General features: G+C 40.9%; 19 protein-coding genes. 8 read left to right on the top strand and 11 right to left on the bottom strand.

The genetic code is table 11. The annotated features are described in order from the left end of the window. Positions 1-54: 54 nt before the first annotated feature. Entirely contained in the window at positions 55-2463 is a 2409-nt protein-coding gene (locus tag E0H87_RS07185) for a DNA internalization-related competence protein ComEC/Rec2 (protein WP_131322970.1), read from the top strand. Here E0H87_RS07185 and E0H87_RS07180 read toward each other — a convergent pair. After that, positions 2453-3400, bottom strand: a complete 948-nt coding sequence (locus E0H87_RS07180) for a lysophospholipid acyltransferase family protein (protein ID WP_131322969.1) — start codon at positions 3398-3400, stop codon at positions 2453-2455. The two genes, E0H87_RS07185 and E0H87_RS07180, sit on opposite strands and share 11 nt — an antisense overlap. Before the next feature lie 130 nt (positions 3401-3530). Between E0H87_RS07180 and sppA the strand changes: the two genes are divergently transcribed. After that, positions 3531-4556, top strand: coding sequence for a signal peptide peptidase SppA (sppA, locus tag E0H87_RS07175; RefSeq protein ID WP_131322968.1), 1026 nt, complete (start codon positions 3531-3533; stop codon positions 4554-4556). Continuing rightward, a complete protein-coding gene (locus E0H87_RS07170) occupies positions 4553-5347 on the top strand; it encodes an alpha/beta fold hydrolase (RefSeq protein WP_131322967.1) in 795 nt (264 codons plus the stop codon). The genes sppA and E0H87_RS07170 overlap by 4 nt, the downstream gene beginning before the upstream one ends. Positions 5348-5404: 57 nt before the next feature. Here the strand turns inward: E0H87_RS07170 and purN are convergent, their stop codons facing one another. Both purN and purM read right to left on the bottom strand, forming a co-directional pair. After that, a complete protein-coding gene (purN, locus tag E0H87_RS07165) occupies positions 5405-6037 on the bottom strand; it encodes a phosphoribosylglycinamide formyltransferase (protein WP_131322966.1) in 633 nt (210 codons plus the stop codon). Beyond that, positions 6034-7104 (bottom strand): phosphoribosylformylglycinamidine cyclo-ligase, encoded by a 1071-nt coding sequence (gene purM / locus E0H87_RS07160; RefSeq protein WP_131322965.1) that lies wholly within the window; start codon positions 7102-7104, stop codon positions 6034-6036. The genes purN and purM overlap by 4 nt, the downstream gene beginning before the upstream one ends. 134 nt (positions 7105-7238) lie before the next feature. Here purM and cxpE point away from each other — a divergent pair, with 134 nt between their 5' ends. From cxpE to E0H87_RS07140, 4 genes are all read left to right on the top strand, one after another. Beyond that, complete coding sequence (gene cxpE, locus E0H87_RS07155; protein ID WP_131322964.1) at positions 7239-8447, top strand: chloramphenicol efflux transporter CxpE; 1209 nt, start codon at positions 7239-7241, stop codon at positions 8445-8447. A 24-nt stretch (positions 8448-8471) separates the two neighbouring features. Further along, positions 8472-9176, top strand: a complete 705-nt coding sequence (gene hda / locus E0H87_RS07150; protein WP_131322963.1) for a DnaA regulatory inactivator Hda — start codon at positions 8472-8474, stop codon at positions 9174-9176. A 361-nt stretch (positions 9177-9537) separates the two neighbouring features. Then, positions 9538-11358 carry a rhombotarget A gene (gene rbtA, locus E0H87_RS07145; RefSeq protein ID WP_131322962.1) on the top strand — a complete coding sequence of 607 codons (1821 nt, stop codon included), beginning with the start codon at positions 9538-9540 and terminating at the stop codon, positions 11356-11358. A gap of 15 nt (positions 11359-11373) precedes the next feature. Further along, positions 11374-13785 carry a CSLREA domain-containing protein gene (locus E0H87_RS07140; RefSeq protein ID WP_131322961.1) on the top strand — a complete coding sequence of 804 codons (2412 nt, stop codon included), beginning with the start codon at positions 11374-11376 and terminating at the stop codon, positions 13783-13785. 139 nt (positions 13786-13924) lie between these two features. On the opposite strand, the gene E0H87_RS07135 is transcribed toward E0H87_RS07140, so the two are convergent. From E0H87_RS07135 to E0H87_RS07115, 5 genes are all read right to left on the bottom strand, one after another. Next, positions 13925-14329 (bottom strand): DUF3106 domain-containing protein, encoded by a 405-nt coding sequence (locus tag E0H87_RS07135; protein WP_131322960.1) that lies wholly within the window; start codon positions 14327-14329, stop codon positions 13925-13927. After that, positions 14319-14639, bottom strand: a complete 321-nt coding sequence (locus E0H87_RS07130; protein WP_131322959.1) for a hypothetical protein — start codon at positions 14637-14639, stop codon at positions 14319-14321. Before E0H87_RS07130 ends, E0H87_RS07135 begins: the two co-directional genes overlap by 11 nt. Next, a complete protein-coding gene (locus E0H87_RS07125; RefSeq protein WP_131323313.1) occupies positions 14636-15250 on the bottom strand; it encodes an RNA polymerase sigma factor in 615 nt (204 codons plus the stop codon). Before E0H87_RS07125 ends, E0H87_RS07130 begins: the two co-directional genes overlap by 4 nt. 158 nt (positions 15251-15408) lie before the next feature. Further along, positions 15409-16185 (bottom strand): TrmH family RNA methyltransferase, encoded by a 777-nt coding sequence (locus E0H87_RS07120; protein ID WP_116759334.1) that lies wholly within the window; start codon positions 16183-16185, stop codon positions 15409-15411. 54 nt (positions 16186-16239) lie between these two features. Next, positions 16240-17214 carry a class 1 fructose-bisphosphatase gene (locus tag E0H87_RS07115; RefSeq protein WP_131322958.1) on the bottom strand — a complete coding sequence of 325 codons (975 nt, stop codon included), beginning with the start codon at positions 17212-17214 and terminating at the stop codon, positions 16240-16242. A gap of 182 nt (positions 17215-17396) precedes the next feature. Between E0H87_RS07115 and E0H87_RS07110 the strand changes: the two genes are divergently transcribed. Further along, positions 17397-17588, top strand: a complete 192-nt coding sequence (locus tag E0H87_RS07110) for an NF038105 family protein (RefSeq protein WP_131323312.1) — start codon at positions 17397-17399, stop codon at positions 17586-17588. A gap of 56 nt (positions 17589-17644) precedes the next feature. Here E0H87_RS07110 and pal read toward each other — a convergent pair whose 3' ends face one another. From pal to E0H87_RS07095, 3 genes are all read right to left on the bottom strand, one after another. Next, positions 17645-18217: a peptidoglycan-associated lipoprotein Pal gene (gene pal, locus E0H87_RS07105; protein ID WP_131322957.1), complete on the bottom strand. Its 573-nt coding sequence runs from the start codon at positions 18215-18217 to the stop codon at positions 17645-17647. 32 nt (positions 18218-18249) lie between these two features. Further along, complete coding sequence (gene tolB / locus E0H87_RS07100) at positions 18250-19533, bottom strand: Tol-Pal system beta propeller repeat protein TolB (protein ID WP_165493953.1); 1284 nt, start codon at positions 19531-19533, stop codon at positions 18250-18252. Between the two features lie 159 nt (positions 19534-19692). Continuing rightward, positions 19693-20673, bottom strand: a 981-nt coding sequence (locus E0H87_RS07095) for a cell envelope integrity protein TolA (protein ID WP_131322955.1), incomplete at its 5' end; no start/stop codon positions are given.

Genomic DNA, 20673 nt, shown 5'->3' with positions numbered 1-20673 from the left:
CCACCTCGGTGGGCTTTATGATGTGCGGCACTTATAAAAACAATATGAAAAATAATGATGTATTACGTACTGATCGCTTGGATTCTTGGTATTGCCGGAATGGGGAAAGTTTGGGCACTGACAGGTCAAACGTGTACCTTATTTGCAATTGCATGGCTGATTGTTCAGAGTTTTCTCTTTAAATTCCCGCAATTCAATCGGCAATTAATGCGATGGATACTGCTAAGTTTATTGTGCCTGTTTAGTTTTAATTTGGCTTATTTATATGCAGACAGTGAATTAACCCAGCGTCTATCTTTACGTGAATTGACGGCAAAACCTGCTGAAGTAATTGTGCATGTAAAATCATTAAATCAGCTTCAACCCAATCATATTCAACAACAGATTATTGTACTGAATAATCCTAAGCAACCTGTGAAATGGTTAGCTTATATCCATCCATCTTCAGATATTTCGCTCGAATTGGGGCAATATTACCGATTGCATGGGAAAGTTTTACCCGCACATAGTTATGCGATTGCAGGTGCATTTGATCAGGAAAAATGGTTTTTACAGCAGAACATCATGTCTGCATTTCAGGTGCAAAGCGCAGAAAAGCTAACCAAGCAACAGCTTTATGCTATGGGATTGATGTCCTATGTCAGGCAGCAGCAGCGTACGGTTGCCAAAATATTATTGGCCATTGAACAGCAAAGATTAACTCTGCGCAATACATTACAAAAACAGTCGCTACATCACTCAGGCTTACTTTTGGCTTTGTTAACGGGTGATCAAAGCTTATTGAGCCCCGAAGTTGAGGACTTATTTAAAGGTATGGGGTTAAGTCATTTATTGGCTATTTCTGGCCCGCATGTTTTGATCTTTGCAGCATTGTTATGCGGGGGGATTCATCGGTTGATTATCCGTTTTAGACCCAGTTGGTATTTGCGTTATCCCAAACCCTATTTATTGGTGATTCCTTTTTGTATGGGGGTATTGCTGTATAGCGCTTTTGTTGGGTTTGAAATCCCTGCGTTACGGACGCTGTTAACCAGTTGTATTATTGCTGTGCTGATTTTATTGAGATTCAAATTACAAGCTTTGCAAGTACTGCTGCTCAGCGCTGCAATGCTACTATTTATAGATCCATTTAGTATTCTGTCCGCTGCCTTTTGGTTGTCCTATTGCGCCTGTTTAGTCTTGTTAAGAATTTATCAAACCCTACAACAGCAACCCGAGCAATTAACGCGAACACGCTATGCACAGCTTAAATTATATATAGGCATCTTATTTGAATCGCAATGGAAAATATTTTTAGCGCTCTTGCCATTAATGTTGATCTTTTTTCAGCAGGTGGTCTGGATTGCTCCTTTCAGCAATCTGTTGGCATTACCGTGGTTAAGTATTCTTGTTGTTCCATTGAGTATTATTGCAACCTTGTGTTTGTGGGTTATTCCGCCCTTGGGAATTTTGTTATTTAAATTGAATGATCTAAGTGTGTCTTTTTTACTTTCAATTTTAAATACTGGTGACCAGATATTCGGCTCAACAGTACAAAATATTGCCATGAACTGGACAGTGATGTTTGGGCTGATTTTAGGACTGACTATTTTATTCCTACCTCGGGGAGTTGTGCCTAAAAGTTGGAGCATTGTCTGTTTTATACCTATTTTTATACTGGATGAATCGCAAGATGCTTTTGAATTGCAAGTTCTAGACGTTGGGCAGGGGCAAGCAGTTTTTTTACAAAACCATGATCAGCAGATGATGATTGATATGGGCGGTCATTATGATGAGCAAAAATTTAGTGTAGGACAGCAGTTAATTCGCCCTTTTTTGAATAGTAAAGGCATATCGGATTTAGATCAGCTGGTATTGACTCATTTAGATCAAGATCATAGCGGTGCCTATTTTTCTTTACGTTCTAGTTTACCTATTCAAACGATTTACAGTAATGAGCCGATTCAAGTAATGCCTGAATCTCAATTCCACTATTGTTATTCAGGGCAAGTGTGGCAATTAGATGGTGTGAAGATTCAGGTGCTATCACCACAGCAACAGCAATTAACTGAAGTAGCTAATAATCAAAATGAACGTTCTTGTGTGCTGTATATTCAGGTACAAAATGCTCGACCCTATGCCAATTTTCTACTTATGGGAGATGCGGGTTGGGAAGCGGAGTATCAACTGCTAAAAAACTATCCAGATCTGAAAGTAGATGTTCTAGTTTTGGGTCATCATGGTAGTAAGCATAGTTCTGCTTATGACTTTTTAAAGCAACTTAAACCTAAAGTTGCCATCGCATCAGCAGGATTTAATAACCGTTATGGGCATCCGAGTCAGCTCACACAGCAGCGATTAAAAGAGCTTAATATTCCACTCTATAGCACAGCCAATAAGGGCAGCATTCAATTTATTCAGACTCAGGATCAAACAATGCAATTACATTTTTATCGTGATCAGCAGCGTTGGCTTAGTCGCTAGTCTGCTGTTGTCTAATTTCGGTAACCAGCTGCATGGCTTGTTCATGAGGTAAGTTATAGAGATTGCGTAGTGCAGGATTCGCTTTAAAGCGCTTGTAACTCCAATGATAATGTTCTGGAAAACGTTGAATCAGGTTTTCAATTTCATGATGAATGACTTTAGTCCCATCATTAGCACTGCCATGATAAATTTCATCAGAGATGGGTTCGATAGACATGTCAAAGCCATGCGCGTCATTACGAACTGTATAAAGTAACAACGCTTTAGCTTTGGTTTTTTGAATCAGCTTTGCACTTAAATTACTAGACTCTAAGGGTAGACCAAACAGAGGGACAAGCTCTCCACCGACATTCGGAGTGTGGTCAGGTAAGATAACAGTTGTTCCACCTTGTTTTAATGCTTTAAAAATTTGTCGTACACCCGTTTCATCGGTCGGAACCAAATGGGCTTGTTCTCGGCTACGTGCACTGCGTACAAAATTATCTGCTGAGGGATTTTTGACAGGTTTGTATAGAATCGTCATTTGAGTGAATTGAGCAATCCAAGCATTCATGACTTCCCATGTTCCAAAATGTGGAACAATTAATACCACCCCTTTTTGTTCAGCAAGAGCATCATGTAAATATTGCTCCCCTGTAATTGAATGAATACGCGAAATATTTTTCTGACTCTCAGATCCCCAGATACTAAAGAACTCGAAATAAGAAGTGAGTTCATTTCGAATGGCTTGTTGGGTAATCTGTTCACGGTGGCTGTTACTGAGTTCAGGTAAGGCAATTTCAAGATTTAGACGAATTGTTTGTGATGTTTTAGATATTTTTAATACGTTCACTAAACCCGCGAGTGAACGGGCAATCATTCGAGAAATTTGAATAGGTTGTCGACTTACAAATTGGAGTAAATGATCAGTCATTGTTTTTGAAGTTTTATCAGTCATTGCCTAAAGATTATGGGTATAAGAAATATAAAACAGTAATTATTATAGGCGAAAATACAGGGTTTAAATAGTTTATTGCGTCCGCATGTATATAATGGGAGTAATTTTATTCATTATTGGATCATCTTAAATGTCCGATTGGCCACCTAAACCACAAAACGAAAGTCAAACGACACAACAAAATTTAGAAAAGCAGTCAGGAAAAGAATGGCAAATTCTTGAGAAAGCTGTATTGGCTTCAGTTGAGGAGCAACGCCGAGCGCGTCGTTGGAGTATTTTCTTCAAGCTACTGACCTTTGCTTATCTTCTCTTTATCTTGGTTATTTTGGGTAAAAGCTGTAGTACCACTCCTACGGATGTAAGTTCAACTACAGGTTCACATATTGCAGTAGTTGATATTATTGGCACAATTGCTGCCGATAAACAAAGTGTGAATAGCCAAGATACAATCAAATCTTTGAAAAAAGCATTTGAAAACAATAGTAGTCAGGCTGTTGTGTTGAATATTAATTCACCTGGCGGTTCACCTGTTCAGTCAGATGAAATTTGGCAAGAAATCCAATATTTAAAACAACAACATAAAGATAAAAAACTGTATGCGATTATTGGTGATACGGGTGCATCAGGTGCTTACTATATTGCCTCGGCTGCGGATGAAATTATTGTCAATCCATCGAGTTTGGTTGGTTCTATTGGTGTCATCATGCCGAATTATGGTGTGAATGGTCTCATGCAAAAGTTAGGGGTAGAAGATCGCACCATGACTTCGGGTGAGAACAAAGCAATTTTATCCATGACACAACCTGTTGATGCAGCACAGAAGGCACATGTGCAAGCCGTATTAGACAATGTACATGATCACTTCATTGAAGCGGTTAAAAAAGGTCGTGGTAATAAATTGAAATCGCAAGATCCTGCAATTTTCTCTGGACTATTCTGGACAGGTGAACAAGCGGTGAAGTTAGGTATTGCTGACCGTACAGGTAGTCTAAATAGCTTGAAACGTGAATTGAAAATCGATAAAACAGTGGACTATACCGTTCAATATAATCCATTGGATTCTGTTCTAGGACGTATGGGAAGCTCAATCGGTCAAGGTTTTGCGACTTCACTTTCTCAACAGGTTCAAGCTGAGCAAACGACAAAACTACAATGAAGCCATTAATCCACTTTGCACACGCCAATGGCGTACCATCTAAAGTCTACGAGAAGCTGTTTAATCTACTTCGGGAAGATTACGATATTGTGTATGTACCTTTGATTGGGACGGATCAACGTTATCCGATCACTAACCATTGGCCACGCTTGGTGGATCAACTGACCGACAGTATTGTACGTCAAGCCCATGGGCGTCCCGTCATTGGATTGGGGCATTCTTTAGGTTCTGTCCTGACCATGATGACAGCATATAAGCGTCCTGAATTATTTCAGCAAGTGATTATGTTAGATCCGCCGTTGATTATGGGCAAAGCTTCTTTGCTGTTCCATACTGCGAAGCTATTTCAACCGAAACTGGTGGATCGTATGACGCCAGCAGGTCTGAGTAATCGCCGCCGTGATCATTGGGAGTCTCGTGAGCAGGCAGGTGAAATGTTGCGACCGAAAAGCTTATATCAAAGATTTGATCCTGAGTGTTTTCAAGCTTACCTAGATCATGCCTTAATCGAAGATACGGAGCGTGGTGGTGTAACCTTGACCATTCCTAAAGCGGCTGAAGTCTCAATATTTCGTAATACACCATCTTGGTGGTGGTTACCCATGTCGAAACCTAAAGTTCCAATGCATCTGGTGGTTGGGGATCAAAGTGAGTTTTTAAAACACGGCTTTCCGCAAGTTGCCAAGAAAAAAGTCGGTATTCCATTTAGTGTGGTTGAAGGAGGGCATATGTTCCCTCTGGAACGCCCTGAAGCCACGGTAGAAGTGATAAAAAAACTGATTCAACAATAAAGTAGAATCCAATAAAAAATGCATCCGAGGATGCATTTTTTATTGGAAAAATTTTATTTATAGTTTACAAAATTGAATTGGTTCATCTAAAGGTTGATTTCGATAGAGAACTGTATCGGCATTGTGATATTGCAGCGCACCTGTACAAATCCATTCGACGACTTGAGGATAGATTAAGTGCTCAAGTTCATGCACGCGTTGAGCCAGTTGCTCAACGTGATCTTGAAGGCCAACTTTCAATACACCTTGTGCAAGCGATTGACCTGCGTCTAATTCTGCTGTGACAAAATGTACTGTGCAGCCATGATAGACATCACCTGTATTTAATACCCTTTGGTGGGTATGCATACCTTTGTAATGTGGTAAAAGAGAAGGGTGAATATTTAACATTTTCCCTTCCCAAGCACGGACAAATTTGGCGCTCAAAATACGCATGAAACCTGCCAATACCACTAAATCAACATTCCAATCTAATAACTGTTGATGCATCGCATCATCAAATATTTCACGAGTTGGATATTGCTTGTGCTCAATGACGGCAGTTTGAATGCCCGCTTGCTGAGCACGTTTTAGCGCATACGCTTCAGGCTTGTTGCAAATAACACCTACAATTTGCCCAGATAGACGGGCGTCTATGAGGGCTTGTAAGTTACTGCCACTTCCTGAAACAAGGACAGCAATTTTCATTATGCAAAGATTACGCGGACTTTCTCGTCAGCACCTTCAACAGATTCAGCATTGTCTACGATGTGACCCATAGCCCATGCTTTTTCACCTTGTTCGGTTAAAAGCGCAATGGTTTTATCTGCATCATTTGCGTCAACAGCAATAACCATACCTACGCCACAGTTAAACGTACGGTACATTTCAAATTGTTCAACACCACCTTCTTTTTGAAGAAGTTTGAACAATTCTGGCCATTCCCAAGAAGATTCATTAATAATCGCTTGAGCACCATTTGGAAGTACGCGAGGTAAGTTACCCGGCAAACCGCCACCAGTGATGTGCGCCATTGCATGCACGTCAACTTGTTTGCAAAGTTCAAGAATTGATTTTACATAAATGCGTGTTGGTTCCATTGCTGTATCAGCAAGTGGGCGACCATCTACGATTTGCGTAAGATCGACGTTTTTCACGTCTAAGATTTTACGAAGCAGAGAGTAGCCATTTGAATGTGCACCGCTTGATGCAACACCAATTAAGATATCACCCGCTTTTACTTTAGAGCCATCAATGATTTTGCTTTGCTCAACGACACCTACGCAGAAACCTGCAAGGTCATAATCTTCGCCTTCATACATGCCTGGCATTTCAGCAGTTTCACCACCGACTAATGCACAGCCAGCAAGCTCACAGCCTTTACCAATACCCGTAACGACATCAGCAGCAACATCAACATTTAAGTGACCTGTTGCATAGTAGTCGAGGAAGAATAAAGGTTCTGCACCACACACTAAAAGATCGTTTACGCACATTGCAACCAAGTCTTGACCAATTGTGTCATGACGGTTTAAGTTCAAAGCTAAACGTAATTTTGTACCTACACCATCTGTGCCAGATACAAGAACAGGCTCTTCATAGCCTTTAGGAATTTTACATAGTGCGCCAAAGCCACCTAATCCGCCCATCACTTCAGGGCGAGTTGTACGCTTAGCGACAGATTTGATTCGATCGACAAGTGCGTCGCCCGCTTCAATATCGACACCTGCATCTTTATAGCTTAAACCAGTGTTTGGGGTAGAAGTTGAGTTGCTCATAGTGAAGTCTCCGCATTTGCGCGGGGATTATAACCTGAATAAACGAAACTCTTATGTTATTTATGCTCTAAAATGCTATCTTTAATTAAATATTTTACTTTTTATAACGATTAAATCGAAAAAGGCGGGTCTATATGGTCGATCGAACCTTACGGCGTATTTTTATTCTTACGGGTATCGTACTTATTTTATGGGTATTGTATTTATTAAAGCCAGTTGTACTACCATTTATTGTCGCCTTTTTAGTCGCTTATTTGTTTAATCCGTTGGTTCAAAAATTTCATCAGATTGGATTGCCTCGCTGGTTATCTATCAGCATCGTATTTATTGGAATTGGTGTTGCTTTAACTTTAGCAATTTCTTATTTGGTGCCTTTGATTTGGCAGCAGTTAATGTATGCCAAAAGCAGTATTCCTGCAGGGATTCATTGGCTGAATGATACTTTTTTACCTTGGTTGTCGCGTACTTTTAATTTAGTTCAGATGGAAATTGATAAACATCAATTGTCTACCGTCGTCATGGATTATATTCAAACCAACTATAGTGCGGACAGTCTGCAAGCTATGGCATTGAAAATTGCCCAGTCTGGACTGAGTTTTATTCAAGTTGGTGGGACAGTTGTTCTTATTCCAATTATTGCTTTTTATTTCTTATTAGATTGGGATCGTATGCTCGATAGTATGCGCCGCCTTGTACCTCGTCCTTATGAAGAATCTACCTTAAAAATTGTGAGTGAATGCCACAGTGTATTGGGCGCATTTGTAAAGGGCCAGTTTTTGGTGATGCTGTTGCTTGGCATCGTTTATGCGGTTGGTCTGCAATTAATTGGATTAGAAGTCGGACTGATTATTGGTATGGTTGCTGGCTTGGCGAGTATTATTCCTTATTTAGGTTTTGCTGTTGGGATTATTGCCGCAGTGATTGCATCACTGTTCCAATTTGGCTTGGATTGGATGCATTTGGCCTTAGTGCTTGTGGTGTTTATGATTGGTCAGGCCGTAGAAGGCTATATTCTTCAGCCATTTTTGTTGGGTGATAAGATTGGCTTGTCACCTGTTGCTGTGGTTTTTGCGGTATTGGCAGGTGCACAATTGGCAGGATTCCTCGGAATGTTAATTGCATTGCCTGTGGCTGCGGTGATTGTTGTGCTGCTGAAACATGCACGAGAATGGTATGAGCAGAGTCAGTTGTATGGTACGCAAGCAGTTGTGACTTCCTTTGCCGAAACAAATTCTATTAGTATAGAAACCTCGCAATTGGACATTGATATTGAACTTAAAGAGCCAACTTCGAAAGATCAGCACGTTACTGAGAAATCGAGTAACATTGAACCTAAAACATAAAGCGTATAAGGCTTAATCACGAATATGCGTCAACTGCAATTAGATATTGAACCCCAACTCGATGCCCGAATCAGTGATTTCTCTGGTCCAGGTTGGGGTCACGTCATTGATGCAATTCGTCAACTACATGCAGGTTTAATGAACCGATTCTATGTGTATGGTGGTGCTGGAACGGGTAAAAGCCATTTACTTTCTGCGATTTGTGATTCTTATTTGGATGTGGGTAAATCAGCAATAAAGGTTTCTTTATTAGAGTTGCTTGATGCACCTACCGAAGCAATTACCTCTTTAGAGCGCTATGATTTGGTCGCGCTTGATGATATCGAAGCGATTTGCGGCGTCCCACATTGGCAAAAAGCAGTCTTTCACTTGATTAACTATAATAATGAAGTGGGTGGACAATTAGTTTTTTCTTCTCGCTTTGCACCAATTGAATTGAAATTGGAATTACCTGATTTACAGTCCCGATTAACTCAAGCGGTCAGTGTAAGGGTGCCAAATGGCAGTTTATATGCAGATCGACAAATTTTAGTCAGTTCAGTGCTGGCTCGTCGTGGCATTAATATCGATCAGCAAATTATTGATTATCTTTTGTTGCATGGCCCACAGCAGGCTTCGATACTTTTGCAGACTTTAGAGCAATTAATTCAATTGCTTAAAGGCGAAAAAACTAAACTCAGTCATGCGACTTTAAGACAAATTTATGCCTTGATTGATGAATATCAATAACAGATAAAAGCGCTTGAGTAATTTAAAAAGCTGTGACAAAGTACTCATGAATTCGCATCGCATGGATTTGCGAGCATAGAAAAATAATAGAAATGTAAGTTAAGGAGAACAGGATGCTGCAAATGAGCATGAAGCTTCAGTGTGCCCAACCCCACTTAAATCTTATCCTAAACCATAAAATTGGCAGCACGCTTGTGCTGTAGTTGCATTAATGCCCAAATAATTTGGCAATTTAGTCAATTTTATTTGTATTGGCATCTTTTAGGCTGTACAGCAAAAGGACTGCAATCAGATTGCATTGAAATTGCTTAGACAATGCAATCTAGAAAAACAAGATAATTAAAAAATTAAGGAGAGGTGTATGCTCAAGCAGAGCATTGGTGTGGGAATGTTATGTCTAGCTGGGCATGCTTATAGTGCAAATATTAGTGTCACCACCACTGAAGATATTGTGAAAGATGATAAAGAATGCTCATTGCGAGAGGCAGTGAACTATATCAATCAAGATATGCCTAAAGAGGGGTATTTTGGCTGTGGTGGGGCAGACGCAAGTCCTGTCATTTTATTAGAAAAACAGAAAGTGTATAAACTCAATTCACACTTAAACATTCAGCGTGAAGTAACCATTAAAACCAATTATGACGTTGATTTTAATGAGACGCCTGTTCTGGGTAAAAATAATGCTGTATTACAAATGCAGGCAAAAGACAATATTTTACGCATTGACGATGGCTCACAAGAGAAGCTGCTGAGTGTAGTGTTATATGAAGTCAGCCTGCAAGGTTGTGGGCAGGTTCAATGTGCTCAACAAGGTGGACTGATTTACAACAATGAATATCTACAATTAAGTTATGCAGCATTATCTGGGGGATACGCCACCCAAGGCGGGGCAATTTATAATGTAGGCCATTCAACTGTAGAGAATACGACGGACAGTTTGGTTGTAATCCAGAACAGTTTGTTTGAGAAAAACTATGCGAATGAAGGTGCGGTTTTATTTACCCAACATCCTGCCTATAAAATTTTAAATAGTGTCATTCGAAATAATGAAACTGCAAGTGCCACATCGGCAGGCATTTATTCATCGTTATTATTCAATACCAATCAGTTACCGACCTCTATATTAAATGTCGCCAATTTTATTAAGAACACTACCTTTTTACAGAATAAAGGTTACTTGCTGAATTTACGTGATGGCATTGGCTTAAATAACCTGACCATGATTGGGAATGGCCAAGGCATCCAATTTGTTGCTCCTCAAGGGAAAGCTTTTCTAGCAAACAGTATTTTGGTGGGGAATCCGTATCCGATTACAAATCAGCAGGATTGTAAATTTGAGTCTGGTGATCAAAGCATTTTACAAAATAATTTAGTTTCTGCGGTGTGTGGACAAGGTTTAGCAGAATATCCGAATGATATTTTGACTCAAACCGCTTTAGTTGCAGGCAGTACGCTCGAAGGAAAATGTAGCAGTGCAAATTTAGATCGACAAAGTTTGGTCTGTCCATTTAATCAGGGAACCAGTGACTTTTTAGGCTACTTTAAGCCACGTTTATTGGTGTCTTATCAGAACTTGAGTGATTCACTGATTGTGAATAAGGGCAAGCAATCTACAGGTTCAGATACGGCGCTGGTTGAATGTGAATCAAATGATCAACGTGGACAAGTACGTGATTCAAATAATGTCCTTTGTGACCGTGGTGCAGTTGAACTGGTGTTTCCAACAACAATCGCGCTAATTGGTGATGATATCAATTACGGTGAAGTTGCGAAAATGTCGGTTGCCGATTTACTGGGTGATGGCGAACTTTTGCCGAAAGATCAATGTGAAGCCTTATTAGGTGCGAATCCAGCGGGCGGTGCTTGGCAAGATGGATGTTTACAGGTCGTTCCAACAATTACTCAGCCTAAAGGGACTTTAACGATAGATGAGGAAGGAAACATTCAGTACAAGCCGAATGGAAACTGGCATGGTGCTGATATTTTCAAGATTCGCTTAGTCACCACCACGACACGATTCAATGATTCTCAAAATCCGTATTTAGAGATAAAAGTGCAAGTCTCTCAGGCACCAGCTGGACAAATGGAAAGCAGCAAAGTGAAAACTTCGGGCGGGAGTGCAGGGGTATTCAGTTTATTCGGTTTATTAGCATTGATCGGATTACGTCGTTACAAGAAATAGGCAAGGGAATTGACCGTGAAAAATTATAAAAAAGGTTTACTGACGTTAATGGTACTTTCTGCAATGTCATTGATGGCGGCAGAAGATACATTTATTCACGTCACTACGTTTGATGATGAAGATGGTGAAAATCTAAATCAATGTTCTTTGCGCGAAGCCATTAAAACTGCCGCCGATAATAAAGCTTTTGGTGGATGTAACGCGGGTGATACACGTTTAGGGCAAAAAGATCGGATTCAGTTAAAAGAAGGCACGTATAAACTGAAGCGTGAATTGGTCCCGCAATCAGTGATAGAGATTTATGGTGCTGAACCGCTTGATTATTCCAAGAAGCATGTATTAACCAATACTTATCCTGCCACAACCGCGATTAAAACCACCATCAGTGGCGAAAATCAAACACGAATCTTGAATAGTTCTTTGTCCAAATATGGGGTTTCATTTAAAAACTTAACGTTGGCGAATGCGGTAAGTACTGGATTGGGTGGAGCGATTTATGCTGGTGCAGACATTAATTTGTCCAATGTTACGATTTTGAATTCACGTGCAGCACAAGGTGGTGCAATTTACTTAGATGGTAATATTGCACTGACGATGGATCATGGTTTAATACAAGGTAACCAAGCGGTACAGGGTAGCGTTCTAGCAATGACCTGCCTGAATAATTTGTTATTTACCAAGCCGACTATTACCATTCAAAACAGTAGTCTTGTGGCGAATGGTGCAGCGAATAATCAGAGTATGTTAGAGCTTTGTGGTGAAGCATCAACTTTACTGCAAACCAATACCATTGCCAAAAATCAGGCGAATAGCAGTACAGGGGCGATCATTAAAAATATCTCCTCTAATGCAGCACAGGCAAACTTAAGTGAAAATAGTACGCTTATATTGCTCAGTAATACCATTGTTGAGAATACTGCCGCCAGTACGCTGCTTTATGATCAGTTGGGTAGTAAAGCTATTTCATTTAATGTGTTGGCTTATAATTCGGGGCAATCTTGTCGCTATGCATTGAATAATGGGAATGTGACCGATGCAAAACTCAATATGGTGGCAATGAATAATGCCCTTCAATTCGCGGCAGTGGCAGGACAATGTAATTTACCGAAAGTTGCTTATGAAAGTAATGTTTCTGGAAGCAATACCAATATTGATGTCAGTAATATTTCGATGGGAACATTACTAACGGCCTATACAGAACCGAATGCCAATACCGAATATCTACCGCTGTATTATCCTAAAAATAATCAGACAGCAAATGATTTGGTCAATCTGGATACAGTTGGATGTAGTGATGTTGATCAACGTGGATTTAGCCGCATTACGGATGCCACATTAATTCTCAATCCGAGTATGAAAAATACCTGTGATATTGGTTCGGTTGAGCTCATGCGCTTAACTGCTGCGGATATTATTAATTTAAAGAATTTATCTTATTCGCAAATGATGGATGACTATCAGCAAGCGATTGATTTATATCAAGCACGTATAGATGATAAAGCGACGGATGCGAAATATTTGACGCAATATCAAGCTGAGTTGACTGCTTTTAAAGACTTGAAGAGCAATACTGAAAAATATGCTAAATATCGTGCGATTTATATTGATCCATTTGCATTGGCATTGCCAGATGAACAGTGGGTGAATAATGAATCGCAGGTTCAGGCATTAACTACAGAAAACTATACGATTAGTACCCAAATTTTGGGTGTGGGGCATTATTCTGGTGAAGGCAGTAACTTCCAATTTATTGGTGATCAAGATCCGAAGTTAAAATGTGAATGGGTGCCAGAACTTAAACGAATTATGTTTTATCGCCTAGATGATAGTATTTCGACCATTGGTGAGAATGCTTTATGTACTTATAGCATCACCTCGAAAAAAGATGCGACCAAAACGACATCAGGCTTATTGAGCGCGAGTTTTACCAATATTGCCCCAATTGCAAAAGAGGATACTTATCGCTTGCAATATGGATCTAGCCAGAAAATTTCGTTGCATCCACTAGAAAATGACTTTGATGATGATGGTCCCAAAGGCAGTATTGCCGGATTGAACAAAGCCGACTTTTATCATAATGAAGCAGGTCAAGAATTGGCAATTCGCTTGGATAGTTTACCTAGTGCTATGATGGTCGACCCGTCAGTTCCGCATGGCCCATGTCCTGGAAGTGCAATGCGAGATACTTGTTATTCGAGCGACTTGGTGGTGCAGGTAAAAAATAATTACAGTCCGTTCGACCAGATTTTGGAATATACCGTATTTGATGCTGAAGGTTTGGCTTCAAATCGAGCAAAAATTTATTTAAATAACACGGCTAAGAATACAGTCACATCTGGCGGTGGTGGCGGTTCAATTGGATGGTGGAGTTTACTGGGTTTATTGGGCTTAGGTTTATATCGTCGTCATAGTCAAACAAAAAAGTAATGAATTAAGCATGAATATGAACTTCATTGAGTCATGATGAAGTTAATATTAAAACGCTAAATAGAAAGCTAAAAAGCCAATCCTACGTATATTGTAGATTGGCTTTTTATATGGCAATTGAGATTGGTATAAGTGGCTATTAATGCTGTTCACTGGTGTGATGTAGGTATTTATTCATATATTCTTCACGTATGGTAATACGTTCTTCGGGTGTCGCTTTTTGCATGCGTGCGCGCAAATCATTACGTTCTTGGCTACTCATTTGTTGCCAAGTTTCCCGCATTTTCTGTTTTTCTTGTTCAGGTAATTGCGTAAACCAGTCCATACGTTGTTGTAAGCTGTTGCTTTGTTCATCAGGGATTTCTTTAAGGGATTGATAACGTTTGATTAATGCACGCTGTTCTTGCTCTGAAAGCGTTTCCCACGTTTCAGCCACTTGAGTATTGGCATCTTTAGAAAAAATCCAAAAACGTTCAAAACCTGCAAAACTTGTTTGCAAGAAACCGAGTGCACAAAAAGCAAAAGCTAACCGTCTAGCTGCCATGTGGAACCTTGTCCTCACCTAAAACCATTAACATTTCCAAATCCTCAACCATCTGTGGAGAGAGTTTTGGTGTTACTACAACTTGATTCTGTGGTTTTTCAGACAGGTCGATAGAATTTGGTAAAACCACAATTCCTGCAATTGCCGCTGCCAGAGCAAACCCAGTCATTTTGAAATAGACAAAGCGTGATGATTTTTGCTGCTGGATATGATCCAGAACATGATTCATCACGACAGGTTTTGCCTTATGCTGCTGAGCAAGACCGTCAAGTTTGGAAGAGACTTGTTTTAAGAAATCATCTTGTTTCATTCAGATGACCCTCCCGAATATGGATTCATGTGCGATAACGCAGACCGCAAACCTTGAATCGCGCGATGATAATGGGTTTTTACACTGCCTTCACTACAATTCATAATTTGGGCAGTCGTTTGTGTGTCAAATCCTTCCCAAGCCCGAAGCATAAACGCTTGCTGCTGACGAACTGGTAGTTGGCGAATCGCAGCTTGAATTTCTTCAATTGTGACTGCCTGATCCAGAAACTCAAGTGGGCTAGGGGTTGTTTCATCAATAACATCCTGAATTTCAAGATCATCTTCATCTAGACTCACCTTTTTAAAAAATGAAAAAGGTTGAGAGCGACGAACTTCTTTACGACGCCAATCTTGCAGTTTGTTATTTAAAATGGTGTAAAACAGGGGATACCATTCTTCAGTTGATTTTTCAGAATAGGATTTATGCAAAGAAATAAAGGCTTCTTGGACCAGATCCATTGCGATGCCTTGTTGTCCTTGCGTTGCATTTTCCATCATTACGAGTGCGCGCCCAGTAACGTCTTGCATAAAATTCTTTAGACGTTGTTCAGCCGTACTTTTTAAAGCACTTAAATTTTCAGGCTGAGACTGTTTCGGCGCTAAATCCATAGAGATGGAAAACCCTGTCATTGGATCATCACCATTATTTCCAATACATATCCTTAATAACGTTGGAAATAATGGTTTGGTTGACAATACCCGTTATTATTTTTTCAAGTGTAATCTATTTTTGAAATTGGGCACGACAATTTAAAATAAAAAGTGTATTAGATGCGTTGACGAACCATTTCAAAAAAGCAGATTGAACCCGCAATAGCGACATTGAGAGATTCTTGACCGCCTGGCTGTGGAATGCTCAGTGCTTGAGCATGTGCTAAAGCAAAGTCAGAAACCCCTTGGCCTTCATTACCTAAGATCCAGACACAAGCTTGTGTTAAATCTTTTTGATATAAACTTTCCGCTTGATGCGAGCTGGTCACATACACTGGAATTTCAAAGCGGTCGAGTACATCTTCGATGGCAACGTTTTCGTAGGTGTTGAGTGAGAAGTGTGCACCCATGCCTGCACGTAATACACGTGGTGACCAGAGTGCTGCAGAACCTTTGGTACAAATAACTTGCTTGATACCAGCTGCCGCAGCAGAGCGAAGTAGTGTGCCTACATTGCCTGGATCTTGAATATTTTCCAAAATCAAGGTATCCAAGCTAAAGTCTACACTTTGGCTTGAACTTGGTAAGTCTACAACTGCCAAGAAGGGCAAAGTGGTTCCCAATGTGCTTAAGTCACGATATAGGCTTTCAGCAATGACAAAAACAGCACCTTCATATTCATCTAAAATATCGCAAATATCAGGGTGTTCGAGTGCATTTTCAGTGGTGAAAATGGAATTGAGTTTCTTCTTTTTTTCAACCCAAGCTAAGCCTAAGTGTGTCCCTTCAAGCACGGTTTGACCTTGCTTTTTACGGTAGCTACTTTGCTCTATTAAACCACGGAGATGTTTAATCTTTGGGTTGTCTTTTGATTCAAGGAAAATAATGGACATGGAGGAGACTCATGCGCATAACGCGTTAGATGGCTATGCGCATTTAAAAAAAAATTAGTTGTGGTAGCCAGTCACTAAATTGACTTCGTTTTTAGAACCAATAATCACAGGGACACGTTGGTGTAGGTCAGTTGGTTCAATGTCAAGAATACGAACGCGACCTGTGGTAGATGCACCGCCAGCTTGTTCAATCAGCATACTCATAGGGTTTGCTTCATACATCAAACGCAGGCGACCTGCTTTTTTCGGATCTTTAAGATCGTATGGATACATGAAAATACCGCTACGGCAAAGGATGCGGTGAATGTCGCCAACCATACATGCAACCCAACGCATGTTGAAGTCTTTCTCACGTGGGCCTGTTTTACCTGCAAGAAGTTCTTCAATATAACGTTTTACTGGGTTTTCCCAGTGACGTTGGTTTGATGAGTTAATAGCATATTCTTTGGTATCTGCTGCGACTTGAATATTTTCAGAGGTGAGTAAGAATTGTTGAGTTTCTGGGTCAAAGGTAAAGAATACCGTACCCGCACCGACTGTTAATGCCAACATGGTTGATGGACCATAAAGCACATAACCCGCAGCAACTTGCTGAGTGCCTGCCTGCATGAAATCTGCTGACTGAGTCACTGCATTTTTTGCAGGCAAGATTGAGAAAATAGTACCTACGCACATGTTAATGTCGATGTTGCTTGAACCATCAAGTGGATCAAATAACACTAAATATTCACCATTTTCTTGGGCAGGAGTAAAGTCGTCTAATTCTTCCGAAGCTAAACCACCCACATGTGGATGAATTTTTAATGCGTCAATTAAATAGTCATTTGAAATCACATCCAGTTTTTTCTGTTCTTCACCTTGCACATTTTCATTTTCAGCACTGCCCAATACCCCAGCAAGCGCGCCTTTTTGTAAAGCTTGATCAATGGTTTTACACGTATTTGCAATAGTATCAATGACTTTTGCAAGTTCAGGTGTAAGATTCCCAGTTTGTTGTTCTAAGAATTGGGAAAGGGTGAGGTATGCCATGGCAGGAAAACTCCGAGTGAAAACCAATCAAATTGAGCAAAAAAAATTTAGACAGCTAGTTTAGATGAGAATGCCGCAAAAGAAAAATTAAACTCGATTATTTGGCTTGATTTTACCCTTGCAACTTTTAGGGATAGTGCTATGTTGATGGGAAGGATGAAGAAGAATGTGGGAGAAGAATGATGACAACGCAAAAGTTTGATGCGATGCCAACAGAAAATGAAGGCATTAGTTTAGATGATATTAGTCCTGAAAAGGTAAAAGAAGCTTGGAAAGAATATGAAGCCAAGCCTGAATATAAGGATTTCAATAAGCATGATTTGATTGAGTCCATGCAGCATGAACATGAAGAAGATGAGCACAAACCTGCTTAGCCCATAAAAAAAGCGCTTTAATTTTTAAAGCGCTTTTTTTATGTCTGTAGACAAGCTTATTTTAATAAAGGCGGCACAGCTTCATAGTTGATTTCTACGCGGCGGTTTTCTTTCCACGCATTTTCATCATGCCCTGCATTAATTGGCATTTCTTTACCATAGCTAACAGCTTCTAATTGAGTCGGGCTTACACCATTGGTGATTAAGAAGCTTTCTACTGCTTTGGCACGACGCTCACCCAATGCCATATTGTATTCACGTGTGCCACGTTCATCAGTATGACCAGTTAATGCAACTTTCGAATTTGCATTTGCCATAAGGAACTGCGCGTGAGCTTGAAGTGTTTGGTAGTCTTCATTTGAAAGATCACTACTGTCGTAGTCAAAATGCACCGCACGTTTCGCTAAAAATGCTTTGTTTGCAGCTGTAACACCCTTTGAAGATGCACCTGCAAGATTCTGCGCATTTAACGCAGCATCTTCACTTAATCCTTCAGTGCTGACTGTTGTGCCCGCAGAATTTGGTGTTTGACCTGTTTGTATTTCGGCTGCTGGTTTACGGCTAGCACAGCCAGTCATAATTAAGGCTGAAGCCAAAACAGGTAAAACTAATAGTTTAATAGCGTTCATCTTCATCTCCATAAAGATTGATTTTTAAAAAATTATTTAGGTGCCCAAGCGGGTTCACGAACTTCGCCTTGTTCACTTGGTAAATTCATACGGAAACGACCATCGACCGACATAATAGAAAGCAAGCCACGGTTATCTTCACGAGTGGCATAAACCACCATTTGCCCATTTGGTGAGAAGCTTGGGGATTCGTCTAGACTGGTTGGGGTCAGAATATTGGTGATCCCCGTATTAATGTCTTGAATTGCAACTTTGTAGCTGCTGCCACTTGGACGATGCACCAATGCCACTTTTTGACCATCAGCACTTAAAGTACCGCGTGCGTTGAATGCACCACGGAAGGTAATCCGCTTGCTACTGCCATCTGCGAAGCTATAACGGTAAATTTGTGGTGATCCACCACGGTCTGAAGTGAAAATAAAGGATTTACCATCAGGTGCATAACGTGCTTCGGTATCAATTGCACTGTCATTGGTCATGCGTTGTAACTGACGCGTATTTAAATCCATTTGATAAATTTCTGGATTACCATGCATAGATGCAGTAAATAACATGGATTTGCCATCTGGAGAGAAACTTGGTGCACCATTTAAGCCACGGAAGCTCGCCAGTTTTTCGCGTTGACCTGTGGCTAAATCTTGTACATAAATTGCAGGACGTTTGCTTTCAAATGACACATACGCAATTTTTTGTGCATCAGGAGTCCACGCAGGAGATAAGATTGGATCACGCGAGGTGAGAATAGTTTTAGGCTGTTCACCATCTGTATCTGCAATCTGTAAAGTATAACGTTGCTCAGGTGTTGCAGGGTTACGGAGGACATAGGCAATACGTCCACTAAAATCCCCTTGAATGCCCGTCAATGCTTGGTAAATAGCATCACTGATCATATGTGCGGCTTGACGTACGCGTGAGGTGGGTACGGTCAATAATTCATTCAGCAGATATTGTTGTTTTTGAATGTCATAAAGTTGGTAGTGAACTTCGTAACTTCCCGCAGCATTTTGTTTAATTTCCCCTGTGACAACATAAGGAACGCCAGCAGATTGCCATGCAGCAGCATTGGGATTATTCATACTTGCGCTTGCAGGTAAGTTTTGCGATGCACTGCTGAATTTTCCTGAACGATTCAAGTCATTTTCAACAATAGAATAAATGGTTTGATCATTACTAAATGGAATAATCGCAATTTTAGGGGCTTGCTCAGGTGCCTTTGCAATTTCTAAATGAAGTTGTGCATGGCTGGTTTGAACCAGTAGCGGCATAAGAGCCGTCATGATTGCCAAACCAAGCAGATGTTTACGCGTATTTTCCATCATTCGCTGTATACTCTGAAACGTCAGTCTTTGTGGGTTGTGTGAAATTGCCTAACATAATGGCATGAATTTGCATGATTTAAAGTATTACATTATGGCTAAACTGTTATAACACTGTGAAAATGCTTAATCGCCATGCGTTTGGCATGGCGATTGTGATTATTGAGCACTAAAAGATGAGGTAAATGTGCGCGCTTCACGCCGTGCATCAGGGTCTGAAGGCATAGGATAAGGTGCTGCTGCACGAACCGCTGCTTCCACACTGGCTTTCATATCTGGGTCGCTTGCATTGACGACAACGGATAAAACTGAACCACTCTCACTTAAGGTAACTCGAGCACTGGCTTTCTGACCAGATGCGCTTGCAGGTGGATTCCAAGCACGTTTCACTTTGTTTTCAAAGTCTCGTTTTGCTGTAGAGGCAATACGTTTTGCTTCGGCTTTTTTATTGGCAGCTTCTTCCGCAGCTTTCTTCGCAGCTGAGGCTTTGGCTTCTGCTTCAGCACGTTCTTTTGCATCCGCATCGGCTTGTGCTTTAGCTGCTTTAGCAGCATCTGCCTGAGCTTTGGCTTTTGCAGCAGCATCGGCTTGTGCTTTGGCTTTTGCAGCGGCATCCGCTTGTGCTTTGGCTTTTGCAGCGGCATCCGCTTGTGCCTTGGCTTTTGCAGCGGCATCTGCTTGCGCTTTGGCTTTCGCAGCAGCATCCGCTTGTGCCTTGGCTTTTGCAGCGGCATCGGCTTGTGCCTTGGCTTTTGCAGCGGCATCTGCTTGCGCTTTGGCTTTCGCAGCAGCATCCGCTTGTGCCTTGGCTTTTGCAGCGGCATCGGCTTGTGCTTTGGCTTTTGCAGCGGCATCCGCTTGTGCCTTGGCTTTTATAGCAGCATCTGCCTGAGCTTTGGCTTTTGCAGCAGCATCGGCTTGTGCTTTGGCTTTTGCAGCGGCATCCGCTTGTGCCTTGGCTTTTGCAGTAGCATCCGCCTGTGCTTTGGCTTTTGCAGCGGCATCCGCCTGAGTTTTGGCTTTGGCGGCAGCATCAGCTTGTGCCTTGGCTTTCGCAGCAGCATCCGCTTGTGCTTTAGCTTTTGCAGTAGCATCCGCTTGCGCTTTAGCTTTTGTGGCAGCATCGGCTTGTTGAGCTTT

It is taken from the genome of Acinetobacter sp. ANC 4178 (assembly GCF_004331175.1).
Taxonomy (GTDB): Bacteria; Pseudomonadota; Gammaproteobacteria; order Pseudomonadales; family Moraxellaceae; genus Acinetobacter.
The sequence above is the reverse complement of the archived record's forward strand: the minus strand, read 5'-3'. Positions and strand labels throughout refer to the sequence as shown.

Excerpts from the sequence above, each read along its gene's own strand:
- E0H87_RS07125 (WP_131323313.1), bottom strand. The coding sequence starts at position 15,250 with ATGGATTTAGCGCCGAAACAGTCTCAGCCTGAAAATTTAAGTGCTTTA.
- E0H87_RS07180 (WP_131322969.1), bottom strand. The coding sequence starts at position 3,400 with ATGACTGATAAAACTTCAAAAACAATGACTGATCATTTACTCCAATTT.
- E0H87_RS07130 (WP_131322959.1), bottom strand. The coding sequence starts at position 14,639 with ATGAAACAAGATGATTTCTTAAAACAAGTCTCTTCCAAACTTGACGGT.
- cxpE (WP_131322964.1), top strand. The coding sequence starts at position 7,239 with ATGGTCGATCGAACCTTACGGCGTATTTTTATTCTTACGGGTATCGTA.
- E0H87_RS07135 (WP_131322960.1), bottom strand. The coding sequence starts at position 14,329 with ATGGCAGCTAGACGGTTAGCTTTTGCTTTTTGTGCACTCGGTTTCTTG.
- rbtA (WP_131322962.1), top strand. The coding sequence starts at position 9,538 with ATGCTCAAGCAGAGCATTGGTGTGGGAATGTTATGTCTAGCTGGGCAT.
- E0H87_RS07170 (WP_131322967.1), top strand. The coding sequence starts at position 4,553 with ATGAAGCCATTAATCCACTTTGCACACGCCAATGGCGTACCATCTAAA.
- E0H87_RS07185 (WP_131322970.1), top strand. The coding sequence starts at position 55 with ATGATGTATTACGTACTGATCGCTTGGATTCTTGGTATTGCCGGAATG.
- sppA (WP_131322968.1), top strand. The coding sequence starts at position 3,531 with ATGTCCGATTGGCCACCTAAACCACAAAACGAAAGTCAAACGACACAA.
- hda (WP_131322963.1), top strand. The coding sequence starts at position 8,472 with ATGCGTCAACTGCAATTAGATATTGAACCCCAACTCGATGCCCGAATC.
- E0H87_RS07120 (WP_116759334.1), bottom strand. The coding sequence starts at position 16,185 with ATGTCCATTATTTTCCTTGAATCAAAAGACAACCCAAAGATTAAACAT.
- tolB (WP_165493953.1), bottom strand. The coding sequence starts at position 19,533 with ATGGAAAATACGCGTAAACATCTGCTTGGTTTGGCAATCATGACGGCT.
- purM (WP_131322965.1), bottom strand. The coding sequence starts at position 7,104 with ATGAGCAACTCAACTTCTACCCCAAACACTGGTTTAAGCTATAAAGAT.
- E0H87_RS07115 (WP_131322958.1), bottom strand. The coding sequence starts at position 17,214 with ATGGCATACCTCACCCTTTCCCAATTCTTAGAACAACAAACTGGGAAT.
- pal (WP_131322957.1), bottom strand. The coding sequence starts at position 18,217 with ATGAACGCTATTAAACTATTAGTTTTACCTGTTTTGGCTTCAGCCTTA.
- E0H87_RS07110 (WP_131323312.1), top strand. The coding sequence starts at position 17,397 with ATGACAACGCAAAAGTTTGATGCGATGCCAACAGAAAATGAAGGCATT.